This window comes from Mesorhizobium sp. WSM2561, assembly GCF_000513915.1.
Taxonomy (GTDB): domain Bacteria; phylum Pseudomonadota; class Alphaproteobacteria; order Rhizobiales; family Rhizobiaceae; genus Mesorhizobium; species Mesorhizobium muleiense.
The window spans coordinates 68,181-87,556 of the sequence record NZ_AZUX01000027.1 but is presented as its reverse complement, the minus strand read 5'-3'; the positions used below and the strand labels follow the sequence as shown (position 1 = coordinate 87,556).

Below are 19,376 nucleotides of genomic sequence, written 5' to 3'. Positions count from 1 at the left end.
GCGCGCCGATCCACCTTCTCCCACAAGGGGAGAAGGAAAGGCCGCACAGTGGACGTCACGCAACGATGACGATCACCGACAGCAAGCCGAACAGTCCCATCAGCAGAAAGTCGGCAACCCGATAGAGTCTTAGCGCTCGCCTGATGTCCACGCTCTCGACATCGCGGCGGCCGCCTTCACCCATGAACGCGTCGTCGACCATGACGCCGTCGTAGGAGCGCGGCCCGGCCAGCGCCAGGCCGAGCGCGCCGGCCATCGCGGCCTCAGGCCAGCCGGCATTCGGCGAGCGGTGCTTTTTCGCGTCGCGCTGCACGGTGCGCCAGGCGTTGCCGGCATCGGCGTCTTTGACGAGGAAGGCGGCCAGCACGATGAGCAGCGCGGTAAGCCGCGACGCCGGCAGGTTGATCAGATCGTCGAAGCGCGCCGCCGCCCTGCCGAAGGCCTCGTGGCGCGGCGTGCGGTGGCCGATCATCGAATCGGCGGTGTTGGCGGCCTTGTAGGCGACGCCGCCGGCCAGCCCGCCGACGCCGATCCAGAAGACCGGCGCGACGACGCCGTCGGAAAAATTCTCGGCCAGGCTTTCGATCGCCGCGCGGCAGACGCCGGCTCTGTCAAGCTTTTCCGGATCGCGGCCAACTATCTGCGAGACGGCAACACGACCGATGTCGAGTCCGCCATTGTCGAGCCCGTCGGCCACCGCCTCGACATGCTCGGTCAGGCTCTTCTGCGACAGCAGTGATGTCGCCAGGAGCGCGGTGAGGATCAATCCGGCTGGAATGCCCGCAAGCATGGTTTCCACCGCGAAAGCGATGGTGGCCGGCACAAGCACGATGATCAGCAGCGCATGAACACCGCGCCGGCGGCGCAGGGCGTCGGAATCAGCATCGCGGTTGAGCCTGCGGTCGAGAAAGGATATCAGCCTGCCGAACCAGGTGACGGGATGGCCGATGGCGCCAAGCAGCCAGCTGGGATAGCCGACAGCGAATTCAACAAGCAGTGACAGGAAAGCGATCAGGATCGACATGAAGTCTCTTGATGGAGCGGCGGCAGTGGTGGATCACGGCGGAAGCCTTGGCCGGGCGAGGGCGCTTTTTCCGCATGCGCCACAGCCCTTCGTCGACCTCTCGACCGGTATCAATCCGCACTCCTATCCGTTTTTCGAGCTGCCCGCCACCGCCCTGTCGAGATTGCCGGAAGCCGCGCGGGTCCGTGATCTGGCCGATGTCGCGGCAAGCGCCTATGGCGCGCCATCGGCGGCCAACGTGGTGGCAGCGCCGGGCACGCAGATCCTGTTGCCGCGCATCGCTTCGCTGGCCAGCCCCGGCAAGGCGCTGGTGTTCGGGCCGACCTATGCCGAACATCAGCGGGCGGCGGCAATCGCCGGCCATGCGGCGATGGAGGTCGACGATTTCGATGCCCTGGCAGGAGCCGACCTTGCCATCGTCGTCAACCCCAACAATCCGGACGGTCGCATCGTCGAGCGCAAGAAGCTGCTTGCGCTTGCCGAAAAATTGCGCGCCAGAGGCGGGCTGCTGGTCGTCGACGAGGCGTTCATGGATGTCGGCCCGCTTGGCGAAAGCTTGGCCGGCGATGTCGAGCAAGGCGGCATCGTCGTGCTACGCTCCTTCGGCAAGTTTTTTGGCCTTGCCGGCCTGCGGCTCGGCTTTGCACTGGCCGACGCACTGACGGTCGAACGGCTGGAGGCGCAGTTCGGGCCGTGGGCGGTTGCCGGTCCGGCGCTCGAATATGGCATCCGTGCGCTTGCCGACAGCGGCTGGCAGGCCGAGATGCGGCGCCGCCTGGCCAGGGATGCAGCACGGCTCGATGCACTGTTCGGCCGCTTCGGCGTTGCTGTTGCCGGCGGCACCACACTGTTCCGCTATATCAGGCTGGCGGACGCCGCCGGTTTGTTTTCGGTGCTTGGCGAGCGCGGCATCCTGCTCCGCCATTTTTCCGGCCGGCCGGAGGTGCTGCGCGCCGGGCTGCCGGGCGAGGGCGAGGAATGGCAGCGGCTCGAATCGGCTCTTGCCGATTGGTCGCAACAGCGCCACTGTGACGCCAAGGAGCTCAACCAATGATCCATGTCTGTTCGCTGTCGAAGGTCGAGGAAACGGTCACAAGAACCGGGGCCGAGCGGTTGCTTTCGCTGCTGGCCGCCGGCACCGAGGTGACGCGGCCGGCGTCGATCGCCCGGGAGAACCATCTGCACCTGGTCATGCACGATATCGCGGTGGCGCAGGAGGGCATGACCATGCCGGGTGAGGAGCACGTTCGCAACCTGCTCGATTTCGCGCGCCGATGGGATCGTGCAGGGCCGTTGGTCGTGCATTGCTATGCCGGTATCAGCCGCTCGACCGCATCGGCCTACATCATCGCGGCGGCATTGGCGCCGCAGCGCTGCGAGGTCGAGTTGGCCGAGACGCTGCGCGCGCTGTCGCCCACCGCGACACCCAATCCGCGGCTGATCGCGGTCGCCGACGCGTTGCTCGATCGCAACGGCCGCATGACCCGTGCGATCGAGGCGATCGGGCGCGGCGCCGAGGCCTTCGAAGGCACGCCTTTCGAGTTGAAGATCGACGGCTGATTCCTAGTCTTGAGGACAGTTGTTTATCCATCAAGCCGCCAAGCAACCTACTCGTGCTGTGATCGCTGCAGGTATTGGCGACGTCGGCGCTGCCCCTCATCTGCCTGCCGGCATCTTCTCCCCGTATAGTGACGGGGAGAAGGGGCTGGCCGCAGCGCTAGCGCCTTTTTTGCAACGCCGGCGATTGGCGAAAACATTGATGAGGGCGCCCCTCGCCCCGTTTACGGGGAGAGGATGCCGGCAGGCAGGTGAGGGGCGGCGCGGCGCTGGCGAAAAGCCTCCTAGAGCGGTTCCTGATTTGACGGAATCGAAGGGGATTCCGGATCAGTCGGTTTTGTGATTCAAGATGCTGGCTGGAGTGGAGGCCAGCATCTGATGACGCGACCTCTTTCGGATGATCTTCGCAAACGTGTTGTAGCGGCGGTTTTGGGTGGCGAGAGCCGCCGGTCGGCCGCGAAACGGTTCGGCATTTCGGTTTCGGCGGCGGTGAAGTTGTTGCAGCGCCATCGGGCGACTGGCTCGGTTGCGCCTGGCAAGATGGGCGGACATCGCAAGAGGGTGCTGGAGCCGCACCGTGCCTTCATCGAGGCCCGTGTGCGTGAGACGCCGCATCTGACGCTGCATGGTCTGAAGAATGAGTTGGCCGCTCGCGGGATCAAGGTCTCGCACAACGCAGTGTGGCAATTCCTGCGCCGCGAGGGGCTGAGCTTCAAAAAAAACGCTGTTCGCCCTTGAGCAGGCACGCGCCGATATTGCCCGCAGGCGCCAACGATGGCGATCCTGGCAGGCCGGCCTCGATCCCCAGTGCCTGGTCTTCATCGACGAGACCTGGATCAAGACCAACATGGCTCCGCTGCGCGGTTGGGGGCCGAAGGGCAAGCGGCTGCGCGGCTTGGCTCCGCACGGCCACTGGCGCACGCTGACTTTCCTTGGCGCGCTGCGCTGGGATCGGCTCGCAGCACCTTGCGTCTTCGACGGCCCGATCAACGGCCAATGCTTCCGCGCTTATGTCGAGCAACAGCTCATCACCGTCCTTAAGCCCGGCGATATCGTCATCATGGATAACCTGGGAAGCCATAAGTCGGCCGCCATCCGACAGATGATCAAGGCCGCCGGCGCCAGGCTTTGGTATTTGCCGCCCTACTCTCCCGACCTCAACCCGATCGAGCAGGCCTTTGCCAAGATCAAGCACTGGATGCGCCAAGCCCAGAAGCGCACCGTCGAGGATACTTGGCGACACATCGGCCACCTCGTTGAAACGATCGAGGCAACCGAATGCAACAACTACTTCGCAAACGCCGGCTACGCTTCCGTCACAACGTGAAAGACTCTAGGCCAGCCAATCTGCAAGCTTGGCCTTGCGCACGTCCTTCAACAGGCTGATGAAACCGTCGGCTTGATGGTTGGCGGTCAGCCGGCCCTTTTCGGCCGTTGCAATGCTGGCGTCGCCGACCACGCCGTTCGGGTTGAGATCGGTGGCGATCCAGGCGAAGGCGTGCGTTCCGGTGTGGCGCAGCAGCGAAAATTCCTTTTCGGCGCGGGCGACGTTGGACACGAAATTGTCGGCCTTTGCCATGTCGACCAGATCCGGCCGGAAATGCAGCATCAGCGAGGTCTCGACATCGCCGCCATGGATGCCGTGGCTATCCTCAAGCTCGGTGTACAAGCCGGGCGGCCGGCCAAAGCGCTGCCAACTCGTCTTCACCGCCAGCATCTTTGCCCGCACGCGCAATTCTCGCGTCATGATGCCCATGATCTCCTCGTTGCCGCCATGCGAGTTGACGACGATCAGTTTCTTGACGCCGGCGCGGCCGATCGACAGGCCAAGCTCGGTCCAGGCCTCGATCAAGGTCGCCGCCGGTAGCGTGAGGGTTCCCGGTGCATGCAGATGCTCGATCGATTTGCCCACCGCCTGGACCGGCAGGATGCGGATGTCCAGATCGCCAGGCAGGCGCTCGATAACCGTTTCGAGCATGCCGTTCATGATCGAGGTGTCGGTCGAAACCGGCAGATGCGGCCCGTGCTGTTCGATCGCCGCCACCGGCAGGACGGCGATCGTCGCCTCCGGGTCGATGGTGGCGTATTCGGTGGTCCGATAGTCGCCCCACCACACGCGTTTCGTTGCAACGGTCATGTCATGCCTCTTCGATGCAGACCTAGCGCGGGAAGGATCGCCTGTCGATCACCCTGCCGCGACGACCTCGATCTCGACCTTGAATTCCGGCCGCGCGAAACCGGATACGATCATCAGCGTCGAAGCCGGCGCCGGGCTGGTGAACAGGCGATCGCGAACGTCCATATAGGGTTTCAGGAAGACGCGGTCGGTGACATAGGCGTTGATGCGCACGATGTCGGAAAGTCCAAGCCCGGCGTCGCCGAGAATCGCTGCGATGTTTTGAAAACAGAGCTCGGCCTGCGCTCCGGCATCCTCCGGGATCTGATCGTCCGGAGTGATGGCGACCTGGCCAGAACACAGCACCAGCCGCTTGCCGGGCGGCACCTCGACGCCATGGCTGTAGCGGGCAAAGGGCGGCTTGATCGACTTCGGCGTCAGGAATTTGAACACGACAATCTCCAGTCTGCCGCCAGCTTAAAGCCGGATTAGCGGCCCCTTCAAGATGCAGTGCATGTTATCAGGGCGATTGTGGACAGGGGTTCAAAAAATAGGCACGATGCCCTCGGTACAGCATGACCCGTCCGGCTTTCGCGCCCCACTGTTGCGCAAGGCGGGCGGGCCGGGCGATGGCATGTGTCTTGCTTCTTCGATCGATGGTGTCGAGCCCGGCGCGCGGCGCGCCGGAGCCAACTGAGGGTGGTGTGGATGGACGGAAAACTCAAGATTTCGGCTGGCGCGATCGTGCTGCTTGCCGCAAGCACGCTGAACGCGGCAGCAAACGAGAAGATCACCTTCGGCACCAACTGGCTCGCCCAGGCCGAGCACGGCGGCTATTATCAGGCGGTCGCTGATGGCACCTATGCCGCTTGCGGGCTCGACGTGACGATCATGCAAGGTGGCCCGCAGGTCAGCGGCCGGCCGTTGCTGCTTGCCGGCAAGATCGACTTCTACATGGGCGGCAACATGCTGCAGGCCTTCGACGCCGTGCAGCAGGAGATTCCGCTGCGCGTCGTCGCCGCCTCGTTCCAGAAAGAGCCGCAGGTGATCATGAGCCATCCGGCTCAGGGGCTCGACAGATGGGAGGATCTGAAAAATGCGGACCAGTACATTATCGGCGACGAAGGTGCACAGAGCTACTTCCAGTGGATGATCACGGAGTTCGGCTTCGATCCGGCCAAGCGCGTGCCCTATACGTTCAACCCCGCACCTTTCATCGCCAATCCGAAGTCGATCCAGCAGGGTTACGTGACCTCGGAGCCCTTCGCCGTCGCCAAGGAAGGCGGCTTCCAGCCCAATCTGTTCTTGCTCGCCGACTACGGCTTCGACACCTATGCGACGACGATCGAGACCATGCAGGCGACGATCGACAAGCGGCCGGAAGTGGTTCAATGCTTCGTCGATGGCTCGGCCAAGGGCTGGTACAACTATCTCTACGGCGACAACGCTGCCGCCAACGCGGCGATCAAGAAGGACAACCCCGACATCAGCGACGAGCAGATCGCGTTCTCGATCGAGCAGATGAAGAAATTCGGCATCGTCGATTCCGGCGATACGGAAAAACTCGGCATCGGCGCGATGACCGACGCGCGCATCCAGAGCTTCTACGACAAGATGGTCAAGGCCAAGGTCGTGCCGGCCGACGTCGACATCAAGAAGTCCTATACGCTGGCCTTCGTCAACAAGGGCGTCGGGATCGACCTGAAGAAATAGCACCCGGGCATGATGCAGGAGAAATTGGCGCAAACGCCGGCAAGCGCATCGGGCAAAGGTCCGATGCTGCTGGCGCTGCGTGGCGTCGGCAAAGTCTTTTCCAACGGCGTGACAGCGCTCAGCGACGTCGACCTGACGATCCGGGAAGGCGACTTCCTCAGCCTTCTCGGCCCGTCCGGCTGTGGCAAGTCAACGGCCTTGCGCCTCATCGCCGGTCTTGCAACGCCGACCTCCGGCCTGCTCGACTGGCGCGGCAGCAGCGCTGCCGATCGCTCTGACATCGGCTTCGTCTTTCAGGAACCGACGCTGCTGCCGTGGGCCGACGTCTTCGACAATGTCTGGCTGCCGCTCAGGCTGAAGGGCGTGTCGCGGGCCAAGGCTGCGCCTGTCGTGATGGAGATGCTGGCGCGGGTTCATCTGACCGGCTTCGAGAAAGCCGTGCCGCGCGAATTGTCCGGCGGCATGAAGATGCGCGTCTCGATCGCCCGCGCCATGGTGACCAAGCCGCGCGTGCTTTTGATGGACGAGCCATTTGCGGCATTGGACGAGATCACCCGCTTCAAGCTCAACAACGATCTTCTGGAACTGTGGCAGGACGAGCGTTTTACCGTCGTCTTCGTGACCCACAGCGTCTTCGAAAGCGTTTTCCTCTCCAGCCGCGTCGTCGTCATGGCGGCGCGGCCGGGTAGGGTCTTCAAAGAACTCGCCATCGATGCGTCCTATCCGCGCAACGAAGCCTTCCGCACCTCGCCCGCCTATGCCGCGCTCTGCCGCCAGGCGTCCGATGTGCTGATCGGCGCCATCAACTCAACCGCCGGACCGCATCATGACGGCCATTGATCATACTGCCGTAACCCTGGATCCAGAGGAGGCGCGTCGCGTGCGCCAGGAGCGGCTCGAGCGGATCGGCCGATGGCTGCTGCCGCTGGCGATCATGGTCCTGGCGATCTGGCTGTGGGATCGCATCTGCGTCTGGAACGACATCCCGAAATATATCCTGCCGCGCCCCGGCGTGGTGCTGCAAACGCTGTTCGACGATGCCGGGCTGCTGTTCTCCTCGCTGCTGGTGACGCTCAGGATCACCTTCCTCAGCCTGCTTCTGGCGGTCATCGGCGGTGTCGGGTTGGCGGTGCTGTTCGCGCAATCGAAATGGGTGGAGATGTCGTTCTTCCCGTTTGCCATCGTGCTGCAGGTGACGCCGATCGTCGCGATCTTCCCGCTGATCAACATCTATGTCGACAACCAGACGACGAAGCTTCTGCTGTGTGCCTGGATCGTCGCCTTCTTCCCGATCCTGTCCAACACGACGCTCGGCCTCAACTCGGTCGATCGCAATCTGCGCGACATGTTCAAGCTCAACGGCGCGACCCGCTGGCAGCAATTGCGCTATCTGCGCCTGCCGGCGGCGATGCCGTATTTCCTCGGCGGGCTGAAGATCGCCGGCGGCCTGTCGCTGATCGGCGCGGTGGTGGCGGAGTTCGTCGCCGGGGCCCAGGGACAGTCGTCGGGGCTGGCTTCGCGCATCATCGAGGCCGGTTACCGGCTCAACGCACCGCGGCTGTTTGCGGCGCTGATCCTGATCTCGTTCACCGGCATTTTGATCTTCCTGGTGCTGTCGCTGATCTCGCACCTGATCCTGCGACGCTGGCACGAGAGTGCGCTGAAGCAGGAGCGATGATGGTGGGTCGTGTTCAAGGCAAAAACTGCCTTTGGTCCTTTCCGGCGTTGGCGCTGCCCCTCATCGCCCTGCCGGGCCCTTCTCCCCGTATAGAGACGGGGAGAAGGGCGCCTTCATCGACGGTTTCGCCAACCACCAGCGTTGCGGAACGAGCGCCAAGGCTGCCGTCAGCCCCCTTCTCCCCGTTCACGGGGAGAAGATGCCGGCAGGCAGATGAGGGGCAGCGATGACCTCAGAAATTATCCCCGAAACCGGCCAATTCGTACTTTCCAACGTCCGGCTTCATTCATCTTTGACGCCGGGTTTTGCCGCAGCCTTCGATGCAGACGGCTTTGCGCTCGCGGACATCACCGTCGCTGACGGTAAAATCTCCAGCATCATCGCGAATCGCCGGCCCAATACACCTGCAGGCGCCCTCGACCTCGGCGGCCGTATCGTCATGCCGTGCTTCGTCGACTGCCACACGCATATCGACAAAGGTCATATCTGGCCTCGAAAACCCAATCCGGACGGCACCTTCATGGGTGCGCTGAACGCCACCGGCGCCGACCGTGCTGCCCGCTGGAGCGCCAAGGACGTCGCTCGCCGCATGGATTTTTCGCTGCGCTGCGCCTACGCGCACGGCACCAGGGCTTTGCGCACCCATCTCGACAGCGTCGCACCGCAGGAGGAGATCTCCTGGCCGGTGTTCGAGACGGTACGGGAGAAATGGCGTGGCCGCATCGAGTTGCAGGCCGCCTGCCTGCTCGGCATCGAAGGCGTACGCGACAAGAAATGGTTCGACAGCCTGGCCAAACGCGTCGCTGCGGCCAACGGCGTGCTTGGCGTCGTCACCTATATGCTGCCGGACCTGGAAGAGCTTCTCGATCGGGTTTTCGCGCAGGCGATCAAGCATGGCCTCGACCTCGATTTCCATGCCGATGAGACCGACGACATCTCGGCGATCTCGCTGAAGAAGATCGCCGAGGCGGCGCTGTGGAACGGGTTTGAGGGAAACATCCTCGTCGGCCACTGCTGCTCGCTGGCACGCCAGCCCGATCTCGACGTGCTCGACACGCTGGACAAGATGGCGAAGGCGGGGCTTGCCGTGGTGTCGCTGCCGATGTGCAATCTCTATCTGCAGGACCGGCGCGGCGACAACACCACGCCGCGCTGGCGCGGCGTGACGCTGCTGCACGAGATGAAGGCGCGCGGCATTCCCGTCGCCGTCGCCTCCGACAACACCCGCGATCCGTTCTACGCCTATGGCGATCTCGACATGCTGGAGGTCTATCGCATCGCGACGCGCATCCTGCATTTCGATCACCCGGTCGGCGACTGGCCGCAAGCGGTGACTTCGACGCCGGCCAGGGTGATGCGGCTCGACGGGTTCGGCACCCTTGCCGCAGGCGGTGGTGCCGACTTCGTCGTCTTCAGGGGGCGGAGCTGGACGGAATTGCTGTCGCGGCCCGAATCGGATCGCATCGTGGTGCGGGATGGTCGCGCCATCGAGCGCCAATTGCCCGACTATGCCGAACTCGACGATCTGATGGAGAAATGATGGACATTTCGGCACTGAAGCGCGACCTCGACGGTCTGAAGATCGACGACCATCCGGCGATCATCCAGCAGAAGAGCCGCGATTTCTACTGGTACAGCCCGGTGCTGAAGCAACAGCTCGACCATGTCACCGGCGACCTGATCGTGACGCCAAAGACCGAAGTCGAGGTGATCCGCGTGCTTGCCGCGTGCCACCGGCATAGCATTCCGGTGACGCCACGCGGCAGCGGTACCGGCAATTACGGTCAGGCGATGCCCTTGTCCGGCGGCGTCGTGCTCAATCTCGCCGAGATGAACGCAGTCAAGACGATCGCGCCCGGCCGCGTCGTGACCGGTCCCGGTGCCGTCCTCGCCGACATCGACAGGGCGACGCGCGCCCATTCCGGCCAGGAGCTTCGGATGTCGCCGTCGACCTATAACACCGCTTCGATCGGCGGCTTCGTTGCCGGCGGCTCGGGCGGCATCGGCTCGATCCGCTGGGGCGGGCTGCGCGACCTCGGCAACGTCATCCGGCTCAGGACCGTGACCATGGAGGCGGAGCCTCGCATCATGGATCTTGCCGGTGAGGAGGTGCTGAAGGTGATGCATGCCTACGGCACCAACGGCATCATCACCGAGGTCGAGATGCCGCTGACCGCTGCTTATGACTGGATCGACGTCATCGTCGGCTTCGACGATTTCATGGATGCAGCCGGCTTCGGCAACGATCTCGCCATCGAGGACGGCATCCTGGCGAAGCTGATCACGCCGATCGCCGCGCCGATCCCTTACGACTATTTCAAGCGGCACCAGAAATTCTTCCGGCGCGAGCAAAGCATCGTCGTCTGCATGATCGCGCCGCAGGCGATGGACGCCTTTGTCGCCCTCACGGCGCGCAGCAAGGGCGAGATCGTCTTCCGCGCCGACAAGGAGGCCGATCTCAAGGGCTTGCCGCCGGCCTATGAGCTAACCTGGAACCACACGACGCTGCGCGCCATCAGGGTCGACCCTGATATTACCTATCTGCAGACCCGCTATCCCTCGCCGGATCACCTCGCTTACGTCAACGCGATGATCGACCGCTTCGGCGACGAGGTGCCGGTTCATCTCGAATTCATCCGCTTCGACGGCGCGATCGGCGTCGCTGGACTGCCGCTGGTCCGCTTCACCACGGCGGAGCGGCTCGACGAGATCATCCGCATCCATGAAGACAATGGCTGCTGGGTCTTCAATCCGCACCGCTACACGCTGGAAGAGGGCGGCATGAAGCAGACGGACGAGGTGCAGCTCGCCTTCAAGCGCGAAACCGATCCGCAAGGGCTGCTCAATCCCGGCAAGATGATCGCCTGGGAAAACCCTGACTACGACTATCGCTCGGGCAAGTCGTTCCTGTTCAAGGGATTGCAGAAGGCGGAGTGAACGATGACGAGCGTGTGGCGCTGTCGCGCTGACCTGCGAGGTCTTCGGTGAAAATCCTCGCGCTCTATGCCCACCCGGTCGAAACCAGCTTCAACGCCGGTCTGCACCGGACGATCGTCGAGCGGCTGACGGCCGCCGGTCACGCCGTCGACGACTGCGATCTCTATGCCGAGGATTTCGACCCGCGGCTGACACGGGCCGAGCGGCTCGGTTATCACGACGAGCGCGGCGCCGGTGATCCGGCAGCGCCCTATGTCGAGCGCCTGCTGCGGGCAGAGGCGCTGGTGCTGTCGTTTCCGGTGTGGAACTACGGCTATCCGGCGATCCTGAAAGGCTTTTTCGACCGCGTCTTCCTGCCCGGCGTCTCGTTCAAGCTGGTCAATGGCAAGGTGCAGCCTTCGCTGCACAACATCCGCAAGATGGCGGCGGTCACCACCTATGGCGGCAGCCGGCTCCACGCCATGCTGATGGGCGACCCGCCGCGCAAGCTGGTCAAGCGTGTGTTGCGCGCGACGGTCAAGCCAGGCGCCTCGGTGTCCTATCTCGCGCATTATTCGATGAACATGTCGACCGATGAAACGCGGAAGAGATTTACGGCGAAAGTCGCCGCCAGCATGGATGCCTTCTGATGCGGGTCCTGGTGGTTTATTGCCATCCGGTCCCGGAAAGCTTTTGCGCCGCGATCCGGGATAGTGCCATCGAGGTGCTGAAGGCGAGAGGCTGGGAGGTGCGGCTGCTCGACCTCTATGCGGTAAATTTCAATCCGGTCATGGGCTGCGACGAGCGACGCTCCTATAATGAGCACGCCCCGCAGGATCCGGCGCTCAAGTCGCATATCGAAAATCTCAACTGGGCCCAGGCAATCCTCTTCATCTATCCGACATGGTGGTATGGGCTGCCGGCAATGCTGAAGGGCTGGCTCGACCGGGTCTGGGCGACCGACGTCGCCTTCCGACTGCCGGCCGGCAAGGGACGGATCCAGTCACTGGTGAGGCATGTGACGAAGATCGGGGTGATCACGACCTGCGGCGCACCGACCTGGTGGAGCGTCGTCGTCGGCCAGCCGGGACGCAAGACGATCCTGCGCGGCATGCGGGCGCTCTGCGCCACCCGCTGCAGGACGTTCTTTCTGGCGCACTACCTGATGGATGCGTCGACACCCCGGAGCCGGGCTGCTTTCCTTGCGAAAGTGCGGGCGAAACTGGAGCGGTTTTGAGAGATGAGTGTCCTTCTCCCCGTTCACGGGGTAAGATGCCGGCAGGCAGATGAGGGGCAGCGTGAACCTTGCAAGACTTGTGCCGCCCCTCATCCGGCCCTTCGGGCCACCTTCTCCCCGTAAACGGGGCGAAGGAAAAAGGGCTACATCCGCACCCGTTCCGCTTTCGGATCATACATCGGCTTCAGCGACACTTCCGCGGCGAAGCGCTCGCCGGCGATCTCGATCTCGTAGGAAGACGACAGCACATCCGCCTCGCTCTCGCCCTGGCACGGCACGTAGCCGAGGCCGATAGCGCCGCCGAGATGATGGCCGTAATTGCCCGAGGTGACCGGGCCGACAATCTTGCCGTCGCGCAGGATCGCTTCGTTGTGGAAGAGCAAGGGTTGCGTGTCTTTCAGGCGGAATTGCACCAGCCGCCGGTTCAATCCGGTTTCTTTTTTTCTCAGCACGGCATCGCGGCCAAGAAAATCGCCCTTGGCAGTCTTCACTGCGAATCCAAGGCCTGCCTCCAGCACATTGTCCTCGTCGGTGATGTCGTGGCCGAAATGCCGGAAGGCCTTTTCGATGCGGCAGGAATCCAGCGTGTGCAGGCCGCAAAGCTTCAGGCCGACATCGGCGCCGGCCGCCTCGATCGCCTCGAACACGTGGGCTGCCTGGTCGGTCGAGACATAAAGCTCCCAGCCCAGTTCGCCGACATAGGTGACGCGATGGGCGCGGGCCAGCCCCATGCCGATTTCTATCTCCTGAAACGTCCCGAACGGATTGGTTACGTTGGAGAAATCGTTCGGGCTCAGCTTTTGAATGAGCTTCCTCGAATCCGGGCCCATCAGGCAGAGCACGGCTTCGGCAGCGGTGACATCGGTGATGACGACGAATTCATCGGCGAGATGCCTTTTCAACCAGGCGAGATCACGCTGCAGCGTGGCGCCCGGTACGACGAGGAAAAAAGTGGTCTCAGACAGCCGCGAGACGGTAAGGTCGCTCTCGACGCCACCGCGCTGGTTGAGCATCTGGGTGTAGACGATCTTGCCCGGCGCCACGTCCATGTCGTTGGCGCAAAGCCTCTGCAGGAAGGCACAGGCATCGCGCCCTTCGACGCGGATCTTGCCGAACGAGGTCATGTCGAACAGGCCGACGCCGTTTCGGACGGCCAGATGTTCCTCGCGCTGGTTGTCGAACCAGTTCTGCCGCTTCCAGGAATAGCGATATTCGCGCTCCTGGCCGGGCCTAGCGAACCAGTTGGCGCGCTCCCAGCCAGCGACCTCGCCGAACACTGCGCCGCGCGCCTTGAGATGTTCGTGCAGAGGCGAGCGTCTGATGTTCCGCGAGGTCGCCATCTGGCGATACGGGAAATGATCGGCATAAAGCAGGCCGAGGGTTTCGGAGACGCGCTCCTTCAGGTAGCGGCGGTTCTTCTGGAACGGCTGGGCGCGGCGGATGTCGACCTCCCACAGATCGAATGGTGATTCGCCATCATTGATCCACTGCGCCAGCGCCATGCCGGCGCCGCCTGAGGAGACAATGCCGATGGAGTTGTAGCCGGTCGCCATCCAGTAGCCGGACAGCTCCGGCGCCTCGCCGAGATAGTAGCGATCATCAGGCGTAAAACTCTCGGGGCCGTTGAAGAAAGTGTGGATGCCGGCGCTGGCCAGCATCGGCATGCGGTTGACGCCCATTTCGAGGATCGGCTCGAAATGTTCGAAATCCTCGGGCAACTGGTCGAAGCAGAAATCTTCGCTTATGCCGTCCATGCCCCACGGCTTGGCCACCGGCTCGAAGGCGCCGAGCATCATCTTGCCGGCATCTTCCTTGTAGTAGGCGCACTCGTCCGGCACGCGCAGCACCGGCAGCCGGGTCAGGCCGGGGATCGGTTCGGTGACGAGATAAAAATGCTCGCAGGCATGCAGCGGGATGCTGACGCCGTCCTGGGCGCCAAGCTCGCGTGCCCACATCCCGGCGCAATTGACGACGACGTCGGCCTCGATCATCCCCTGCTCGTCGGCCTGCCTCCAGGAAACGCCGGTGACGCGGCCATTCCTGGTGTGAACCTTGGTGACCTTCACATTCTCGACGATCGTCGCGCCGCGCTGGCGCGCACCCTTGGCCAGCGCCATGGCGATATTGGCCGGGTCGCATTGGCCGTCGAGCGGCAGATGCACGGCGCCGACCACATCGGAAACATTAAGATGCGGGTACATCTGCTTGACTTCGTTTGGCGAAATCTCGCGCACGTCGATATCGAACGCGCGGGCGAGCGACGCCTGTCTATAAATCTCGTGCTTGCGTTCCTCGGTCAGCGCCACGGTGATCGAACCGACCTGGCGCATGCCGGTGCCGACATCGGTCTCGGCCTCCAGCCTGACGTAGAGGTCGGCCGAATATTTCGCCAGCCGCGTCATGTTCTGCGAGCCGCGCAACTGGCCGATCAGGCCGGCGGCATGCCATGTCGTGCCCGATGTCAGCTGCTTGCGTTCCAAAAGAACGATGTCGGTCCAGCCGAGCTTGGCCAGATGGTAGGCGACCGAGCAGCCGGAGACGCCGCCGCCGATGATGACGGCCCTTGCTTTGGGAGGAATGGTTTTGGGAGACGGGGCGCTCATGCGGCCTCACGGCGATAGCTGGACGCGAAGCGGCGCAAGCGAAGGGTTGCTTCCAGAAGCACCGCCTCCGGCTGGCAGAGGCTGACGCGTATATGGCCGGCGGCGGCATCGCCGAAGCTCGAGCCGGGCATCACACCGACCTTTTCCTTGTCAAGGAGAGCCCATGCGAATTTCTCGTCGTCGGGCTCGAGAGCCGAGATGTCGAGCATGACATACATGCCGCCTTCGGAGCCGCGCACGGTGATGTTGTTCATGCCGCGCATGGCATCGAGGACGACGCTGCGCCGTGCGGCATAGCGTTCGGCGATCTCCTTGACGCCGTAGCCGTTTTCCAGCGCCTCGGCGCAAGCGAGGCTGATGAACGCCGGCAGGCCGTAGGTGGTCACCAGATTGAGGTTGGTCAGCAGCGAGATCATCTGCTCGGGCCCGCTCAGCCAGCCCATCCGCCAGCCGGTCATGCCGTGGCTCTTCGACATGGAATTGATGACCAGCGTGCGTTCCGCCATGCCGGGCAGCGAACGCGGCGAGACGTGCTCGCCGCCGCCCAGCGTCCAATAGACCTCGTCCGACAGCAGCCAGAGGTCATGTTCCCGGCAGATCTGCGCCAGCTCCTCCAGCCGCTGGCGCGAATAGACGGCACCCGTCGGGTTGTTCGGCGTGTTGATCAGGATGGCGCGCGTGTTCGGCCGAAGTGCGGCGCGAATGTCGGCGGCACGCGGCTGGAAACCATCCTCGGCCGGTGTCTCGACCACGGTGAAATCGGCGCCCGCTGCACTGAAGGTGTTGGGGTAGGTCGCGTAATAGGGCGCCACCACGATGGCATGGTCGCCGTGGTCGAGAACGGCCTGCACCGCCGCGTAAAGCGCAGCCTGCCCGCCCGGTGTGGCGATGACCTGGTCGGGGTTGGTCGTAATGCCCGTGCACGCAGTCGAGGCCACCGCCATGGCCTTGCGCAGGCGCGGAATGCCGGCAAGCGGGGTGTAGTGGTGATTGCTGGCGCGAACCGCCGTCACGCAGGCTTCGATCGTTTCCGTTGGCGTGTCGAAATCATGGTCGCCGACCGACAGCATGATGATGTCCTCGCCGGCCTGCTTGCGCGTCCAGGCCGCGGAATGGACCTCCCAGCCGTCCTTGCCGGAAGGCACGATGCCGGAAATCCGCGATGACGGTCTGGGCATTATGCTACTTCCGAAATTTCGTAGCCGGCCTGTTCGAGCCGGTCGCGCAGGGCGGCGATATGGGGCGGCCCGACTTCGCAGCAGCCGCCGACGATGTCGGCGCCGGCCTCGACCCAGCCGATCGCCTGGTCGGCATAGGCATCCGGATCGAGGTCGTGGCGGGCGTGCAGCACTTCCACCGTTCCGCCATGCTTGAGCGCCTCGACCGAGGTGAAGCCGTTGGCATAGGCGCCAACCGGCCCGCCGAGAGCGATCAGTTCGGGCAGCGCTGCAGCAATGGCTTCGGGCCGGCAGCAATTGATCAGCCTGGCTGCGACCGGCAGGCCGTCGAGAGCTCTTGCTGCCGCCGCTATGGTTTCGCCGCTGCGCAGCCGCGGCGCGCCGTGATCGGCGAGCGTCCACGACACCCACACCGGCTTGCCGCTTTCCGACGCGGCGGTGACAGCCGCGCGCGCCTCCTCGGCCGACGCCATGGTCTCGCACAGGAACAGATCGACGCCGTCGGCCTGCTCGGCAACGATGCGGCGGTAGATGTCGAGCGTATCCTCGAAGGATATCGTCAGGGCTGGCGCGTAGCTGCCAAACAGCGGCGACAGGCAGCCGGCGATTGCCGCGTCGCCGGCCTGGTCGCGAGCTTGCCTTGCCAGTTCTATGCCGCGCTGCTGCAGCGGCTTGAACAGAACCTCCGCGCCCTCGCGCGCCAGCCGTTCGGGCGTTGCGGAATAGGTGTTGATGGTGATGACGCGGGCGCCGGCCCGGATGAACTCCGCATGCAGGTCGCGCACCAGGTCCGGTTCGTCGATCAGCACCCTGGCCGACCATAGCGGGGTGGGATCGGAGCTGCTGCGGCGGACCAGTTCCTGGCCCATGCCGCCGTCGGTGAGAATGACTGAATTCATGCGCGCAACCTTTCGTTGTTTGGATCCCACAGCGGTTCGTCCTTCTGCACGACCGCCTTGAAGCGCTCGCCGAAGATCTCGACCTCGACCGCAGTTCCCGGCTCAGTCAGGTCGGCGCGCAGCACGCCGAGCGCAATCGACTTGTCGATCCGATGACCCCAGCCGCCGGACGTCGTCTCGCCGACGATCCGGCCGTCATGCCACAGCGTCGACATGGTTGGCGCGTCGCAGTCGCCGGGGTTTTCGAGGACCAGCGTGACAAAGCGCTTCTTCACGCCCTGCTGCTTCTCGTTTTGTAGCGCCGCCTTGCCACGGAAATCCGGCTTGTCCCATTTCACGAAACGCTCCAGCCCACCCTGCAGGATCGAATAGTCGGTCGACAGGTCGCCTTTCCAGGCGCGATAGGATTTTTCAAGCCGCAATGAATCCAGCGCGTACATGCCGAACGGCTTCAGGCCGTGCTTCTGCCCAGCCGCCCAGACGGCGTCGAAGACGGTGGCGGTGTCGTCGACCCTGGTGTGGATTTCCCAACCGAGTTCGCCGGCGAAGGACACACGCACCAGCCTTGCCCAACGGCCGGCAATTGTCGTCTCCTGGTGGGTCAGCCAGGGCAAAGCTAGGTCGGCGGCGCAGACATCGGCGAGGATTTTTCGCGAATTGGGCCCGGCGAGGATCTGCGTTGAGAATTCCTCGGTCCTGTCGACCAGCCTGAACGAAGCGTCCTTCGGCATGCGCCATTTCAGCCATTCGAAATCGTGCCATTGCGCCACCGCGGCGGTGATCAGCGTCATCAAATTCTCGTCGTGGCGAACGACAGACATTTCGGTGACGATGCGGCCCTTGTCGTCGGCAAAATAGACGAGGCCGATGCGGCCGGGTTTCGGCACCAGCCCGGTTACTTGTTGGCTCAACCAGTCGGCCGCGCCCGGACCGTCGAGATTGAAGCGGGAAAACCCAGGCAGATCCAAAATGCCGGCGGCATCGCGCACGGCGAGGCATTCTTCGCGCACGCGATGCTGCCACGGCCCATCGCGGCGGAAGGTCAGCGTCGCGGCTTCCGAGACATCGTCGCCGGCTTGCGCGTACCAGGTGGCGCGCTCCCAGCCATTGTAGGCGTCGAAGCAAGCGCCGAGCGCCTTGATGCGATCGTGGATCGGCGACAGTTTGCGGTCGCGCCCAGCTGGCCAGGCATGGCGCGGGAACTGGATGGCATATTCGTTGCCGTAGATTTCCATGCCCTTGGCGACGCAGTAATCCGGGGCCGAGGCAAAGCTGGTGAAGCGCCGCGGATCGCACGACCACATGTCCCATTCGGTCTGGCCCTCAGTCACCCATTCGGCCAGCACCTTGCCGGCGCCGCCGCCCTGGGCGATGCCGAAGGTGAAGACGCAGGCCTCGAAGGCGTTCGGCAGGCCGGGCATCGGGCCGATCAGCGGGTTGCCGTCCGGCGCGTAGGGGATCGGGCCGTTGATGACCTTGGACAGGCCGGCGGTGCCGAGAATCGGCACGCGGGCGACGGCATCGGCCAGATAGTCCTCGAGCCGGTCGAGATCGTCGGGGAACAGCTGGAACGAAAAATCGGCTGGCATCGGATCGTTGTGGCCAACCCAATGCGCACGGCAATTGCGCTCATAGGGGCCGAGATTCATGCCGTTCTTTTCCTGGCGCAGATAATAGGAGGTGTCGACGTCGCGCAGCAGCGGCAGTTTCTTGCCCTGCTGCTTCGACCACGCGGCCAGTTCGGGGATTTCCTCGAACAGGATATATTGATGGCTCATCACCATCATCGGCACGTCGCGGCCGAACATCCTGCCGACTTCGGCCGCACGGTAGCCGGCGGCGTTGACGACGATCTCGCAGCGGATCTCGCCCTGAGCGGTCTCGACCACCCACTCGTCCTTGTCGCGGCGCACGTCGGTGACCGGGCAGAAACGGATGATCTTCGCACCCATGTCGCGGGCGCCCTTGGCCAACGCCTGGGTCAGCTGCGCCGGGTCGATGTCGCCGTCGCTCGGATCGTAGAGCGCGCCCTTCAACTCATGCGTTTCGATGAACGGGTAGCGGCGCTTGATCTCGTCGAGCCCGACGACATCGATGTCCATGCCCTGGTAGCGGCCCATGCCCTTGGCGCGCTGGAACTCCTGCATGCGCTCTGCCGTATGGGCCAGCCTGAGCGAGCCGGTGACGTGGTAGTTCATGGGGTAGCCGACCGCGTCGGCCAGCCCGCGATAGAGCTCGGTCGAATAGCGCTGCATGTTCATCAACGACCATGACGAGGAGAAGGTCGGCACGTTGCCGGCCGCATGCCAGGTCGAGCCGGAGGTGAGCTCGTTCTTTTCGAGGAGCACGCAGTCGGTCCAGCCCGCCTTGGCGAGATGGTAGAGCGCCGACGCACCGACGACACCGCCTCCGATGATCACCACACGTGCCGTGGTCGGCAAACCGGCCATGCTCT

17 protein-coding genes are annotated in these 19,376 nt (G+C 63.8%); 10 read left to right on the top strand and 7 right to left on the bottom strand.

Going from position 1 to position 19,376, the window contains the following annotated elements; translation table 11 throughout:
* Positions 1-55: 55 nt before the first annotated feature.
* Positions 56-1,024 carry an adenosylcobinamide-phosphate synthase CbiB gene (cbiB, locus tag M727_RS0122445; protein WP_027154539.1) on the bottom strand — a complete coding sequence of 323 codons (969 nt, stop codon included), beginning with the start codon at positions 1,022-1,024 and terminating at the stop codon, positions 56-58.
* Here cbiB and cobD point away from each other — a divergent pair.
* The 3 genes from cobD (at position 1,023) to M727_RS40300 (ending at position 3,908) form a co-directional block, all read left to right on the top strand.
* The gene (gene cobD / locus M727_RS0122440) at positions 1,023-2,078 is read left to right on the top strand and encodes a threonine-phosphate decarboxylase CobD (protein ID WP_027154538.1); all 1,056 of its coding nucleotides are present in this window, start codon (positions 1,023-1,025) and stop codon (positions 2,076-2,078) included. The two genes, cbiB and cobD, sit on opposite strands and share 2 nt — an antisense overlap.
* Positions 2,075-2,584: a tyrosine phosphatase family protein gene (locus tag M727_RS0122435; RefSeq protein ID WP_027154537.1), complete on the top strand. Its 510-nt coding sequence runs from the start codon at positions 2,075-2,077 to the stop codon at positions 2,582-2,584. Before cobD ends, M727_RS0122435 begins: the two co-directional genes overlap by 4 nt.
* 375 nt (positions 2,585-2,959) lie before the next feature.
* Positions 2,960-3,908, top strand: a protein-coding gene (locus M727_RS40300) for an IS630 family transposase (protein ID WP_156941592.1) whose coding sequence is annotated in 2 segments (ribosomal slippage) — positions 2,960-3,295 and positions 3,297-3,908 — 948 coding nt in all. Because the reading frame shifts where the segments join, the coding sequence is not laid out codon by codon here.
* A gap of 6 nt (positions 3,909-3,914) precedes the next feature.
* Here M727_RS40300 and M727_RS0122420 read toward each other — a convergent pair.
* Both M727_RS0122420 and M727_RS0122415 read right to left on the bottom strand, forming a co-directional pair.
* Entirely contained in the window at positions 3,915-4,718 is an 804-nt protein-coding gene (locus M727_RS0122420; protein ID WP_027154534.1) for a creatininase family protein, read from the bottom strand.
* A gap of 48 nt (positions 4,719-4,766) precedes the next feature.
* Positions 4,767-5,150: a RidA family protein gene (locus tag M727_RS0122415; RefSeq protein WP_027154533.1), complete on the bottom strand. Its 384-nt coding sequence runs from the start codon at positions 5,148-5,150 to the stop codon at positions 4,767-4,769.
* Positions 5,151-5,405: 255 nt separating this feature from the next.
* Between M727_RS0122415 and M727_RS0122410 the strand changes: the two genes are divergently transcribed.
* The 7 genes from M727_RS0122410 to M727_RS0122380 all read left to right on the top strand — a co-directional run bounded on the left by M727_RS0122410 (position 5,406) and on the right by M727_RS0122380 (position 12,241).
* Entirely contained in the window at positions 5,406-6,410 is a 1,005-nt protein-coding gene (locus M727_RS0122410; RefSeq protein ID WP_027154532.1) for an ABC transporter substrate-binding protein, read from the top strand.
* Positions 6,411-6,419: 9 nt separating this feature from the next.
* On the top strand, positions 6,420-7,250 hold the full coding sequence (locus M727_RS0122405) for an ABC transporter ATP-binding protein (RefSeq protein ID WP_027154531.1): 831 nt from the start codon (positions 6,420-6,422) through the stop codon (positions 7,248-7,250).
* Positions 7,237-8,088 (top strand): ABC transporter permease, encoded by an 852-nt coding sequence (locus tag M727_RS0122400; protein WP_027154530.1) that lies wholly within the window; start codon positions 7,237-7,239, stop codon positions 8,086-8,088. The genes M727_RS0122405 and M727_RS0122400 overlap by 14 nt, the downstream gene beginning before the upstream one ends.
* Positions 8,089-8,326: 238 nt before the next feature.
* Positions 8,327-9,628, top strand: coding sequence for a cytosine deaminase (locus tag M727_RS0122395; RefSeq protein WP_027154529.1), 1,302 nt, complete (start codon positions 8,327-8,329; stop codon positions 9,626-9,628).
* Positions 9,628-11,025: an FAD-binding oxidoreductase gene (locus tag M727_RS0122390; protein WP_084646838.1), complete on the top strand. Its 1,398-nt coding sequence runs from the start codon at positions 9,628-9,630 to the stop codon at positions 11,023-11,025. Before M727_RS0122395 ends, M727_RS0122390 begins: the two co-directional genes overlap by 1 nt.
* A gap of 47 nt (positions 11,026-11,072) precedes the next feature.
* A complete protein-coding gene (locus M727_RS0122385; protein WP_027154527.1) occupies positions 11,073-11,654 on the top strand; it encodes an NAD(P)H-dependent oxidoreductase in 582 nt (193 codons plus the stop codon).
* Complete coding sequence (locus M727_RS0122380) at positions 11,654-12,241, top strand: NAD(P)H-dependent oxidoreductase (RefSeq protein ID WP_027154526.1); 588 nt, start codon at positions 11,654-11,656, stop codon at positions 12,239-12,241. The genes M727_RS0122385 and M727_RS0122380 overlap by 1 nt, the downstream gene beginning before the upstream one ends.
* A gap of 143 nt (positions 12,242-12,384) precedes the next feature.
* Here M727_RS0122380 and M727_RS0122375 read toward each other — a convergent pair whose 3' ends face one another.
* Genes M727_RS0122375 through M727_RS0122360 form a run of 4 tightly spaced genes read right to left on the bottom strand, consistent with a single transcriptional unit; the run spans position 12,385 to position 19,371 of the window.
* A complete protein-coding gene (locus M727_RS0122375; RefSeq protein ID WP_027154525.1) occupies positions 12,385-14,844 on the bottom strand; it encodes an FAD-dependent oxidoreductase in 2,460 nt (819 codons plus the stop codon).
* Positions 14,841-16,022: a pyridoxal phosphate-dependent aminotransferase gene (locus M727_RS0122370; protein ID WP_027154524.1), complete on the bottom strand. Its 1,182-nt coding sequence runs from the start codon at positions 16,020-16,022 to the stop codon at positions 14,841-14,843. The genes M727_RS0122375 and M727_RS0122370 overlap by 4 nt, the downstream gene beginning before the upstream one ends.
* The gene (locus M727_RS0122365; protein ID WP_027154523.1) at positions 16,022-16,921 is read right to left on the bottom strand and encodes a homocysteine S-methyltransferase family protein; all 900 of its coding nucleotides are present in this window, start codon (positions 16,919-16,921) and stop codon (positions 16,022-16,024) included. The genes M727_RS0122370 and M727_RS0122365 overlap by 1 nt, the downstream gene beginning before the upstream one ends.
* A complete protein-coding gene (locus tag M727_RS0122360; protein WP_027154522.1) occupies positions 16,918-19,371 on the bottom strand; it encodes an FAD-dependent oxidoreductase in 2,454 nt (817 codons plus the stop codon). The genes M727_RS0122365 and M727_RS0122360 overlap by 4 nt, the downstream gene beginning before the upstream one ends.
* Between the last annotated feature and the right edge of the window lie 5 nt (positions 19,372-19,376).